This window comes from Carboxylicivirga mesophila (assembly GCF_018271975.1).
In the GTDB taxonomy this organism is placed as follows: Bacteria; Bacteroidota; Bacteroidia; order Bacteroidales; family Marinilabiliaceae; genus Carboxylicivirga; species Carboxylicivirga mesophila.
On record NZ_JAGUCN010000011.1, the window covers coordinates 135,404 to 148,541 of the forward strand.

Here is a 13,138-nt window from a genome sequence, read left to right on the forward strand (position 1 = left end):
AAAGGTGTGTTCAAATGTTAATGCTTTATGTGCCTAAAGTTAACCTCCTTATATTCGACTGGATATCTGCAACTTAAAACCTTCACTTTCTTTGTTTCACCAGGTAAAACATCAAAATAGTTATCGTTTAGTACCAATCCTGAGCGATTATCATACAGGTATAAACTGCGAATAAGGGCATCTGAGTGTACCTCTAAATAGGTATCATCTCCTTCTTTTAAAACTGAAATATCTAACTCAGCTTTGGGCAAAAGCAAGTCCTTTGCATTTGCGAAGTAGTGATTTTTTGAACAAAGAATACCGGTTTCATCCACCACATTTAAGACCAAAACATTGTAGTTTACATTCAAGCCTTCGATATCATTAATACTGATGGCTGGTAATTTTGTACTTGCATTGGCATTAATGGTAATGTCCCTGAATGCCTTATAGACCTGATTACCATTAAAATCCATAATCTTTAATTCGAGGATTGCTTGTTTATTCTCCAACAAGTCAGACACAACATATACCTCTACCTCTTCTCCTGAATTTATTGCGCTAATCATGACTGGACTAAAGGCTTCACGCACAGCATAGTGCATGGATTTCCATTTATGATAATAATCGGTACTGCTCCAACTGGCCACTGGCCAACAGTCGTTAATCTGCCAATACAAGGAACCCATGCAATAGGGCATGGCGCGACGATGGGCTTCAATTCCCATGCGCATTCCGTGTGCCTGTAAAACCTGGCTCATATACAGGAACTGCTCAAAATCATCAGGCACTTCATAATACCAGCTCATGTACTCCTTAATACGCAAATTGCCAATACCACTGCGCTGATGTGCAGCCATCACATCCGATTCGATATTATAGTCACCGGGCTCGGCATAGGTCTTCACCGTTTCAAAATCGGGAAACGACTGAAAGCCATACTCGCTCATAAATCGTGATTGGTATTGATCAAAGTCGCTAAACGGGTGCAAACCATGCCAAACTCCCCAGTAATGCATGTCGCCCGAGCTGGTATCATACCCGGCATGTTTATCCGGTTCATAACCCGCCTGTGGTGACGAAGGCCAGTAATCGATACTATTCGTGTATTCTTCCACTACTTCTGGCAATACCCGATGAAAAATATCCAGGTAAGCTTTCTGAATTCCCTCCTGTTGTTCTGTTGCGTAGCGTTGCTTCCAGCCCCAGCCACCCTGGCCGTAATGATGCCAGGCGGTATTTATTTCGTTATTGCCGCACCAAAGCACAATGGCAGGATGATTGCGCAAACGCTTTACATTATCAATGGCTTCGTGCTTAATATTATCAAGCATCGCCTCATCACCCGGATACATGGAACAGGCAAACATAAAATCCTGCCAAACCATGATGCCATTTCGATCGCACAGCTCATAGAAATAATCATCTTCGTAAATGCCACCACCCCATATGCGCAACATATTCATATTGGCGTCAACCGCATCAGCCACTACTTTTTCATAGTCTGCTTTGGTAACTCGCGGTAAAAAACTATCGTTGGGGATGTAATTAGCCCCTTTGGCAAATACGCGCACACCGTTTAATTCAAACAAGAACGACTCTCCCGCTTCATCTTTTTCACGCACCAATCGCACAGAACGCAAACCAGTAGATAGCGTTTGTTTGGCTATCATACTGTTTTCTTCGTTCTTTACTTCGATTTTAAAATCATACATATTGGCTTCGCCAAGTCCCTTACTCCACCACAACTTAGGCTTAGTTATTTCAAAGGGCAGAGTGACATTATTTATACCCCGCTCAACTGCAACCACTTGTTCGGCCAATACCTTTTCATGATGCTTCACCCTAAGCTTTACTTGCATCTGCTTTTCAGATTCGATATTCACGTCCGCAATTAGTTTAGCCAGCTCTGCTGTCACTTGAGGCTGTTGAATGTATACCGACTGAAGGCGTAAATCATTCCAGCTACGTAGCTCAACAGGACGCCAAATGCCTGAAGTTACAAAGCGAGGTCCCCAATCCCATCCATAGTGATAGCCGGCCTTACGCGTAAATACCGACACCTTCTTATCACCTAAACCGCCATTTTCAGATTGATCATTAGTGGCCGGATAAGCATAGGCAGCTGCATCGTATAAGGCTAATCCTTTTTTGATGGGTGAATGTAAATATATCTTCAGTTGATTTGCACCCAAATGAATATATTCTTTCACATCCACAGACCATTCACGATGCATATTATTGGTCTCTTTGAGCAGATGCCCATTCACGTAGATATCCGCATAGGTATCGAGTCCATAGAAATGTAGTTCTACTCTGTCTTTTTTCAACGTTCCGGCATCCACATCAAAACTGGTTGTATAAACCCAGTCTTGCTTATCAATCCATTGCAGCTTGGCTTCATTATTCCGATAAAATGGATCTTCTATATGCCCTTCGTTGAGTAGATCGGTATGAATTGTGCCAGGCACGGTAGCATTTCCCTTGTGCTCACCATCCACTTCCTGGTAAGTCCATCCCTTATTGATTACCTGAACAGTCATGTTTTCACGATTTGGTTGCTGACAGGCCATAAGCACGAAGCAACTGTATAGCATTATTAATAATTTCTTCATAGCTTTTTGATTTGGTTGACAAACTATTCGGCGGCTCTTCGCTGCTCTAACTCAAGGTTAATGGCCAGCATCTTTTTATCATTAAGCTGATAGAGCATCATAACCAGGCCGGATATAAGCGCTGCGACACCGGGAACGAAGCTCATCATGTATTTAATGCCACGAATGGTTTCTGATGACTGCTCCACATTGGCTTCAAAACCATAAAGGGCCAGCAGCCATAAGGTAATGGAGCCCCCAATGGTCCATCCCAGCTTTTGTGACATACTTGATGCCGAAAACACTAAACCGGTTGCTCGTCTTCCTGTTTTCCACTCCGAATAATCGGCTGCATCGGCATACATCGACCACAACAATGGGAAAACAATACCGGCACAGAAACTTATCAGTGCCTGAAGCGTGTATATCAGCCACAACTGATTTTTACCGGCAAAAAAGAAGCAGGCACTTAATATGGCAGCGCCAAACATGGCATACATAAAGGTTCTGCGTTTGCCTAAGAGCGATGAAACCGACTTGGCCATTATTACGCCAATCATATTGGTTGATTGCCCCAGGAACAGGTACAACGTGCTAAACGTAAAAGTCGCATTGGTCCATGAAAGGGCCACATCATCGCTTATAAAATACTTGAAGTAGTAAAGTGTTACGCCATCGCGCACCGAGTTAAATACCAGTGTGGCCACCCCGGCCCCCAGGAGAATAAACCAGGGAATGTTACCTGCCAAATTCTTCAAATCCTCTTTCAGGTTATTTTTCTGTCCTTTGGGTGGCGAAATTCGCTCCCGTGTCCAGCTAAAAGTCAATAAAAACATGCCAATAACAATGCTCCCCACCACCAACATGGTTAGCTGGTATGCAGTTGTTTCGGCAAAGACAGTTTTAAAGCCATCTACCAAAGGCTGATAAATCAATACCACTAAAATACTGCCTGCAAAAGCAAAGGCCATCCGATACGATGCAAAGGAGGTGCGATCATCGGATACCGGCGACATTACCCCCAGCAGACTGGCGTATGGCACATTAATGGCCGTATAAACCATCATCATTAGCGTGTAAGTCAGGTAAGCATATATAAGTTTACCAGTCAGTCCGAAGTCTGGCGTTGTAAACATCAACAAACCGGCAACACCAAACGGAACGGCCATCCACAATAAATAAGGTCTGAACTTTCCCCACCTTGTATTGGTACGGTCACATAAAATGCCCATCAACGGATCATTAGCCGCATCCCAAATGCGGGTAACCAGTAGCATGGTGCCGACAGCTGCGGCTGATATACCAAATACATCGGTGTAGAAGATGGGCAAGAAAATGGAGAAGATTTTCCAGAACATGGAAGAGGCTGCATCGCCAAAACCATAACCAATTCTCTCCTTTAATGTAACTTTATCAGTCATATCAATATACAATTTAATACCTTCCTAATCGATTAAATGCATAAAATCATTATTACTCTCAATCAATTCGTTGATGGTTTCTACACTTAAATGTGAATGCCATTTATCTTGTGGAGAATGCAGACAGTAATCAACCAATCGGTCTATAGTGGTGGTAGCTACATGCAGCCGCGTATCTGATGATGCATAATAAATATAAACGGTACCATCCTCATCGGCTATCCAGCCATTTGAGAACACCACATTGGATACATCACCAACACGCTCAGCCTCTTGTGGTGCAATAAAATGCCCATGTGGTTTATGTGTAACCTCCCATGGTTTTTCCAAATCGGTCATGAACACATACAAGGTATAACGCAATCCGGCGGCTGTGTTACGAACGCCATGTGCCAGCTGCAACCAGCCCTGTGAGGTTTTAATAGGTGCCGGCCCCAATCCATTTTTAACCTCGTAAATCGTATGGTAGGTTTTTGCATCCACAATCACCTCTTCTTTCACCTCGGGTTGTTCAATTGTTTCTGACAAACCAAAACCAATGCCTCCTCCTTTACCGGTATCAATAAAACCATCCTGCGGGCGAGTATAAAACGCATATTGTCCGTCAATCAGGTGAGGAAAAAGTACCACATTGCGCTGCTGACCCGAGGTCGAAATTAAATCAGGCAGCCGCTCCCACTGAATAAGGTCTTTAGTGCGTGCTATACCAGCTGCCGCAATGGCACTGCTCGTATCTCCTTCACCTGCATTGGGGTCTTTGCGTTCGGTGCAGAACACACCATATATCCATCCATCATCGTGCTGAGTCAGGCGCATGTCATATACATTTGTGTCAGGCACTTCTGTTTGAGGCAATGTAATGGGTTTGTCCCAAAAACGAAAACCTTCCACCCCATTATCACTTTCAGCCACTGCAAAGAAAGACTTTCGATCGTTGCCTTCCACACGAACAACCAGAAGGTATTTGTCATCTAATTTGATAGCTCCGGCATTAAAAGCGGCATTAAACCCGATACGCTCCATCAGAAACGGATTCGTTTCCTTATTTAGATCATATCGCCAATGGAGGGGCACATGTTCGCGTGTTAGCACAGGCCGTTTGTATCTGTTATACCATCCATTCAAACTAAACAACGCTTTATTTCGGCGTTTTATTTTCTTATTGTATGTTTTCCTAATCTTATCCAATCGCTTTTCAAAACTCTGTTCCATCATAATCTATTCTTCAGGAGATACTCTATTATTCCCTCTTATCTATCTTTTTTAAACTCTACCAAATCATTTAACAACCAGATATTCTTCTGTTCCAACAACTGCCTGGCGTATTTAGCCGAAGGATGCTCAGGATACGGAAAGAAGAAGTGTTTCATCGGGTCATTTCGCCACACCAGTGTATAGCTGATATTGGCTGCCACTACACTATCATTAAGTACTGTTCCCAACTTACTGGTATACCAGGTTGAATCAGGAATATTTTCATAACCCGTTTCGGTTAAGGCAGATAACTTACCCGTTTGATTGGCATAATCGATAACAATATGCAACTTGGCAATGGCTTCATCTAATAATCCATCGGTGTATAAATCGTAGTAATTATCCATGCCGATAACATCCACATATTCATCGCCCGGGTACCATTTCAGATATCCACGGAGCGAATCAAAATTACGGTCGGGCGAGTAGGCTACCAGCATCTGTTCCATCCCTTTTGCATCACGCAAATAAGAGACCGTAAACCTGAATAGCTCGATAAGTTCTTCGGGTGTACAACTGTTAATGCCCCACCAAAACCAGGTGCCATCCATCTCATGCCATGGTCTGAAAATAAAAGGCACTTTGGCGCCATCATTGGTTGTAATGCTGTTTAAAAAATCGGCCAGGACATCTAAATCTTTCTTAAAAGCCTCATGGTACTTACCGCCAGGTATGATATGCTCCACTACCCGGGTGCTGGTATCCCACGAGTCGGCCCGGTTGATAGGCGAAAACGGGTGCCAGCTAAAGGTGTTAATGCCGCCTTGCTGATAGGCTTTAAGGGCATATTTACGAATATTATCGAAGGCTACAGTATCCAAATTGGCTTTCACACCTTTCTCAATGCCACCCAGCTCCCACCCGAATACAGCCGGATAATCGCCCGTTACGCGTTTCACATCCGACATGCCTTCCACATCATTCCAATAGTAACCATAGGCATAGGTATCCTGATGCCCAAAGAGGATACCCTTTCCTTTGAGCGCCATTAGCGTTGAGCGTAATTCGTCCTTGGCATTATCATTAGTTTCTTTATTTGTTTTGCAGGAGGAAAGTATAAGCAAAACAAAGACCATTGAGAAAAGTCTGTTCATTTCAACTGATTTAAGTTAGCATTCAACGATACAAATGTATAGGCAGTGCGTAACCAGAACAACCTTTATTCTATCACTATTTGATATTATTGTATCAATGCAAATAAGTCAAAGATCAAGCAGACACAGCAATCACCAAAAACACCATAACACCTATCAAACAGCACCTTACACTAAGTTTAAAATGATTGTTAATAACCTTATTAACAAATCGTACACAATATTTTATCAAACGAGCATATATAATAGTACCAACATAATTACCTTGTAGAATCTAAATCTAAGGCTATGGAAAATCAAATACATCGTGAAATAACACCCTTAAAAGACAATGATTGTTTTCTGGTGTTTGACAGAAAGCGCAAAGCCTTTTCTTTTCCTGTTCATTTTCATCCCGAATTTGAGATCAATTTCATTACCAATGCACAGGGTGGCAAGCGTATTGTTGGCGACCACATCGGTATTATCACCGAAAAGGAACTGGTAATGGTTGGACCTAACCTATACCATGGGTGGGAAAACTTTCAGAATATCAATAATGGAGTATATCATGAAATTACTATTCAGTTTCCGCGTGAACTGTTTGACCAGAACATGCTCGATCGTAACATAATGAAACCCATTAAAGAGCTCTTTGTCAATGCCAACAGGGGTATTCGTTTTTCAAGTGACACCATAGCTCTGGTTGAACCCAGAATAAAGCGCATAACAGAGAAGCGAGGCTATGATAGTTTTTTGGAGTTTCAGTCATTGCTCTATGATTTAGCCATTTCGCGTCATCAGCAGTTACTCACCAACATTTCATTTCTGCGCAATAGTGATTTCCATAACAGCGAACGTATTGAATCCATTTATGCCTTTATTAAAGCTAATTATCAAAAGAAGCTTAAGGTAGAAGAAGCTGCTGCGCATGTTAATATGACAGTTGTTTCATTCAGTCGCCTTATTAAACAAAGAACCGGCAAATCGTTTGTTGATTTTGCCAATGAAATACGATTAGGTTATGCTACACGCCTGCTGATTGAAACCAATAAAAGCGTGGGTGAAATATGCTATTCGTGTGGATTTAACAATATCTCTAATTTTAACCGAATATTTAAAAAGAAACAAGGTTATACTCCTTCTGAATTCCGTAAAAATTTCACGGGTACTAAAAACGTGTATTAGCCATGGCTAAAGCAAAACGGCAGTGATACTTTTTACCACTGCCATTGCATTTTATCTCAGTGCTATTCTTTTTTCACCAATTGATATTCGCTTCGATGAATTCAATCAGTTGACTAGCCATCTGCCGCTGCTCATTAACCTTAGGATGGCCTCCCGTATTTTTATAAGGAAAAAAGCAGGTATAGATATCCGGATCATTGAGTTGATGAACAGCTGATTGAACATAGCCTGGCCAGGCAGAACCACTTTTGGTGGCATCCATATTACCAAGGGCACAAATAATGGCCGCATGAGGGTATTGACCACGTATGGAGCCTACAAAATCTTTATATGCCTGTATGATAGTTGTATCAGTGGGAGCCTGTTCGCCAAACCGATTGATGAATTGTTCGTTGTTAGGATCAGTCACAATCCAGGAGTCGTTTTGAAATAGGTTGATGACCACCACATCGGGTACATAGCTATTAAAATCCCAAACAGATGTAGAATCGGTGGGATCTAATCGATTATACATCTCAGGCATCACCATTGGAAACCAGCTAACCGTTATGCCAATACCACTTGGCAATGCAATGGTATTGTGCATTAAAATGGCGGGCCGTGATGGCCGCATACGTTTCATAATTGTTCTGAAAATAGCCAAACCACCGGTCCTGATCGCTGGTGTCTTCATTGCCATATCCACAGGTTATTGAATTACCATAAAACTCAATTTTCCGTTTTTTAGGCTTTGGTGGCGAAAGGACCTTACCCCCTTCGTGGAGCTTAAAACCATAAAACAGTGTTTTACCTTTATCCCATTCAGTACGTTTAAACAGCTGCACTGTATGTACCCCTTTCTTCAAATCAGAAGCCAATACATAGTGTTGCTTTGTGGTATCGGTATGTATCACCGCTGTCGGTACATCATCAATAATGACATTATAATAATTGGCTGTATCCAGGTCCTGCAAGGTTGCTGTTAATCCGGTGCCTTTAAAACTGATGGATACGCTGGTGCCAGGCCATATTAACTCGGCCACCGTATCGCGCATGAGTATACGCCCTTCATAAGTGATATCGGCATCGCTAAATAACAAACTGGTCATAGGTGGCTGACATGCCCAAAAGCCAAGAAACATCAAACTTATAACAATAAAGTATTTAGTCAATTCTTTCATCGCGTGAATCAATTATCTTTTGTATTTATTATTCTATTGGTGTGTACTTAAAATTCTTGAAAGTGACTTGCCCTGCTCCCATTGACACCAAACCAATCCGCAAACTAAGAAAATCGCTCAACACATTATGATGATAAGCCGAAACTTCAGCTGAGTTTTCTATCTTGTACCAGTTCGTCCCATCACAACAGTAATACATATCAACGGTATTATTGCAATTCTTCAGCTTTAACCAGACCCGGTTGTTCAGTACATTTTCTTCGGTGACAAATTGCCAGCCTCTTAAATTGGCTAAAACATTGGAACTATCAGCCAAAATTCCTGAAGCTATCTTGGGACTATAAAAAAGAACAAGACCTCCAATGGCATCACCTTCTATTTCCAGCTCTACCTCAGCAGTATATGAGTGATGACGAGGCACACATAATAATGGTTCACTTTCAGCTATATTATGTCCTTTTCCGCTAATGACCAGGCCATTATCCAATTTGTATCGTAAGGAATCATCGCCCCTAAAAAATTTCCATTGTGCATTTAAACGTGGTTCATCAAACGAGTCGCTCAACTCAAATGCACTTTCGCTCCCGGCTAAAACTGGTAGTTTGATCGGCTCATCAACTTGCACATTATCGGGTACCTTAAACCAATTATCTGCGGTCCATTCAACAGGCATTAACAAGCTTTGCCGCCCCATGTTGTAGTGGTCTTTTTCATAGCCATGAAACAGCATCCACCAATCATTTTGTGCATCGCCAAACACCGTTGCATGACCCACCGACCACCACTTTTCATCCTTACTCTTAGTTCGAATAATGGGATTATACGGGGAGTTTTCCCATGGACCGGTGACCGACTTTGAACGCGCAGCAACCACCATATGGCCAGTAGCCGGACCAGCTGTACCGCCTTGCGCCACTAGTAAGTAATAGTAATCGCCTCGCTTAAATAGCTTTGGTCCTTCCATGCAAAAACACTCAATACTCCAGTCTCTCGGAATGGGCCAGCCATCATAGGCATGTTTAAGCTCACCGGTAACCGATAAGCCATCAGCAGATAAAGGCACATAGCCACCGTTGCTAAAGTATAAGAAACGATTACCCTCTTCGTCAACCACATTTCCCGGATCGATATTACCAATATGCAAGTCAACCGGGGCACTCCACGGCCCTTCAACAGACTCTGAAACAACCACGTAATTGGTATTGTTAGCCGGAAAATAGATATAGTATTTTCCATCATACTTGGCTATATCCGGGGCCCAAACAGAGCCTACATATTCCGTCAGAGCATTGACAAGCGGTGTCCAGTTTACTAAATCTCTCGAATGCCAAATCGTTAAACCGGGATAATATTCAAAGGATGAATGAACAACACAAAAGTTGTCACCATCAACCAGAATACTGGGATCCGGATAATCTCCGGCAAATATCGGATTCATAAACGAGCCTTGTGCAGCCAGTTGCGAATCTGGCTGACTCTGAGCACTCACTATATTGTAAAATACTATGAAGGAAAGAATTAATACGAGTTTTTTCATCAATGAAGAATTAATATGAATGAGCAATTGATTCGAGTAGCCATGGAACAAATCAGGCTAAAGCATTTAATAGAAAATATCTCACTTTAGGGCACAATATCTAGACGTATTGCTCCTGCCTGCAATCCCTCTGACTTAGCTTTTAAGGTAATTTGCCCCGGCTCACCGGTCGATTGCACAAGCACCTGAGCTAAGCCATTAAACAGTCGGCGTTTGGGCGACTCTGCCTGAGTGATTACCTGTATCACACCTACCTTACGATTGGGCTTATCCCACTCGTTTTGTGGCTCAAATGGCTGGGTTATCACCAGCACCTGATTGCGGCCCTTTTTTAATAAACTGTTGTCAATTACAAAGCTTGCACTCTGTTCGTTGGCGCTGAGCTGATCGCTCAGGAGATGCCCATTGAGGTAGATGCGTTGCTGATGGCCAACATGGGTATAATACCAGGTATATTGTTGATTTTCGTTTGGCGTTTCTGTCAACATGAACTCAGTCACCAAGGCCTTCTCTGCTTCCAATTGCTTAATGTATTTTTGCTCCTTCTTTTTTAATACTGTCAGCTGCCCAGCTAACTCAGTATCAGTCACGCTATGCATGTTGGTTTCAGGCAATTCTATCTGCTGATAATCATCAATAAACACCTCTTTTTCATGCGATGTTGGATTGCCATTGCCCAGTCCAATTATTTTTCCCGGACCATCTATTTCAAACTCAATCAGGTTATTGGCAGTTGGTACATGAAGCCCCTTCTCATCCAGCACCTCCACCGTTATAACCGCCAGATCATTCTGTTGCTTTAAGCCCGCCTGATGTGCCTTTAAGTTGATTTGCTGCGGTGCACCGGTGCTTGTATGCGCCTTGGTCAACACATGCTCGCCTTTGTTATACCCTATCGCTTTAATGGTTCCGGGAGCATAAGGTACTTTCCACGACAAATGGCCATTTAACGGCATTGTCTTTTTGCCCAATGATTGTTCGTTCAGTAGCAGTTCTAGCTCCTGGCAATTACTATATACCCACACATCGATGGTATCACCTTCCTGCCCCTGCCAGTTCCAATGCGGCAATAGGTGTAACACCGGTTCATCCTGCCACCACGATTTAAGGTAAAACACGTTATCCTTTGGAAAACCACATACATCCATCATACCAAAATAAGAAGTGACCGATGGCCAAGTATATGGTGTTGATTCTCCACGATAATCAAATCCGGTCCATATAAACGTGCCCGACAGGTAATCTCTTTCGGCGTAATGCTTCCAGCCCTCCTGTATGGTAAACCAATCGGGCCTTGGCTTAACATCGTACGCCACTTTATATTGACGCTCATTATCTTCAAAATAAACACCACGCGTAGCAAATGTCGAACCCTCTTCGGTACCTATTGATGGCTGGTGCGGAAAATTCTTATGGTGCTTATCGGTATCGCCATGTACCAGGTAATTATACCCCATTATCTCCACAGTAGTGGATGAACCTTGCCCCCAGCCCCCGCTGATGGCGACATTTACCGGTCGGGTGGGATCAACACGCCGGGCAAAGTTTTGCATGGTTTGGGTCATACGCGCACCTATTTCGTTCCATTCGATGCCCCACTCCTCGTTACCAATGGACCACACAATAACCGATGGATGATTCCGATCGCGCTTTATCAAGCGCTCCAGTTCGTGTAAAGCTTTATTGGTGGTGCCCATTAAGCGATTTTCGTTGATGACCAATATCCCCATCTCATCGCATAAATCGAGTAATTCGGGAGTTGGTGGATTGTGTGAACTACGAATGGCGTTGCTTCCCATATTCTTGAGTTGCTGCAGACGCCATCGAATTAATTCATCGGGCATGGCACAGCCCACTCCTGCATGATCCTGGTGATTATTGGTCCCTTTAAGTTTAGTACGTTTCCCATTTAGGAAGAAGCCCTTATCGGCATCAAAATGGATGGTTCTGATGCCAAAGGATGTCTGATACTGATCCATCAATTGCCCATCTGCCCAAATTTCTGTCACTAACTGGTACATATATGGTGCATCGAGGCCCCACAGTTGCGGCGCTTCTACCTGCACACTTGTCTTCAGTAAGGCATTATCCATTGGCAAAAGTACAGCCGTTTCGGCAGCAGACTGAACTACCATATTACCTGCCGCATCCAGCACACGGTGCATGACACTAAAATGCTGCTCTACATCACCTTTGTTGTCCACTTCTGTCTCGATAAATACCTGCGCATGACTATCTGTGACCTCACTGTGTACAAATAGTCCATCTTTCGGGATGTGTAATGCGGGCGTTGTACGCAACCACACATGGCGGTATATGCCAGCCCCTTCGTAATACCAGCCTTCTTCCATGCTTACATCGGCACGAACAGCTACCACATTATCCGCTCCATAGTTGATAATGTCAGATATGTTATAACTGAAACTCTGGTATCCGCTGGGTTCATTGCCCAGGTAATGACCATTGACCCATACCTTAGTATCGCGTGATACTCCATCAAAATCGAGGAAGATTTGATGGCCCAGTTTTGTACTGTCAATAAAGAATGTTTTGCGATACCAACCAACCGATGTTTCCGGGAAACCGGGACCAACAGCTTTATAACCATGGCTATGACTGGCTTTGGCATCAAATGGTACTTCCACTGCCCAGTCGTGGGGCAAATTTACAGGTCGCCATGCCCTATGGTCGAAGTCAGCTGCTGCCGCCCCGTCAGCGCCATAGCGCGCCTTGGCCAGGTAGGTAAAGTAACTGGTTCCAGTATGGTAATCTTTTGTTTTATCAAAGGGATGGCCATAAGCAAAATACCAGTCATCATCAAAATTTATACGTTCACGTACTGTTTGTCCCAAAGCCACAAAGCCAGTCAGACAGATTACAAGAATTAGCCAGGATTTTTTCATAATTATAGAACTGCTGTTGTTTTCAGCAA

9 protein-coding genes are annotated in these 13,138 nt (G+C 43.1%); 1 reads left to right on the plus strand and 8 read right to left on the minus strand.

All coding sequences use genetic code 11. The features are described from left to right. Positions 1–17: 17 nt before the first annotated feature. The 4 genes from KEM09_RS11105 to KEM09_RS11120 are packed head-to-tail and all read right to left on the minus strand — an operon-like array spanning position 18 to position 6,342. Positions 18–2,594, minus strand: a complete 2,577-nt coding sequence (locus KEM09_RS11105; protein ID WP_212228321.1) for a beta-mannosidase — start codon at positions 2,592–2,594, stop codon at positions 18–20. 23 nt (positions 2,595–2,617) lie between these two features. Next, positions 2,618–3,994 (minus strand): MFS transporter, encoded by a 1,377-nt coding sequence (locus KEM09_RS11110; RefSeq protein ID WP_212228323.1) that lies wholly within the window; start codon positions 3,992–3,994, stop codon positions 2,618–2,620. 24 nt (positions 3,995–4,018) lie between these two features. Next, the gene (locus tag KEM09_RS11115) at positions 4,019–5,209 is read right to left on the minus strand and encodes a glycoside hydrolase family 130 protein (protein WP_212228325.1); all 1,191 of its coding nucleotides are present in this window, start codon (positions 5,207–5,209) and stop codon (positions 4,019–4,021) included. Between the two features lie 35 nt (positions 5,210–5,244). Further along, positions 5,245–6,342, minus strand: coding sequence for a glycoside hydrolase family 26 protein (locus KEM09_RS11120; RefSeq protein ID WP_212228327.1), 1,098 nt, complete (start codon positions 6,340–6,342; stop codon positions 5,245–5,247). Between the two features lie 288 nt (positions 6,343–6,630). Here KEM09_RS11120 and KEM09_RS11125 point away from each other — a divergent pair, with 288 nt between their 5' ends. Next, on the plus strand, positions 6,631–7,509 hold the full coding sequence (locus tag KEM09_RS11125) for an AraC family transcriptional regulator (RefSeq protein ID WP_212228329.1): 879 nt from the start codon (positions 6,631–6,633) through the stop codon (positions 7,507–7,509). 73 nt (positions 7,510–7,582) lie between these two features. On the opposite strand, the gene KEM09_RS11130 is transcribed toward KEM09_RS11125, so the two are convergent. The 4 genes from KEM09_RS11130 to galA form a co-directional block, all read right to left on the minus strand. Next, positions 7,583–8,095, minus strand: a complete 513-nt coding sequence (locus tag KEM09_RS11130; RefSeq protein WP_212228331.1) for an SGNH/GDSL hydrolase family protein — start codon at positions 8,093–8,095, stop codon at positions 7,583–7,585. Next, entirely contained in the window at positions 8,049–8,669 is a 621-nt protein-coding gene (locus KEM09_RS11135; protein ID WP_212228333.1) for an SGNH/GDSL hydrolase family protein, read from the minus strand. Before KEM09_RS11135 ends, KEM09_RS11130 begins: the two co-directional genes overlap by 47 nt. 28 nt (positions 8,670–8,697) lie before the next feature. Then, complete coding sequence (locus KEM09_RS11140) at positions 8,698–10,206, minus strand: family 43 glycosylhydrolase (RefSeq protein ID WP_212228334.1); 1,509 nt, start codon at positions 10,204–10,206, stop codon at positions 8,698–8,700. Positions 10,207–10,292: 86 nt separating this feature from the next. After that, positions 10,293–13,109: a beta-galactosidase GalA gene (gene galA, locus KEM09_RS11145; RefSeq protein WP_212228336.1), complete on the minus strand. Its 2,817-nt coding sequence runs from the start codon at positions 13,107–13,109 to the stop codon at positions 10,293–10,295. Positions 13,110–13,138: the final 29 nt, after the last annotated feature.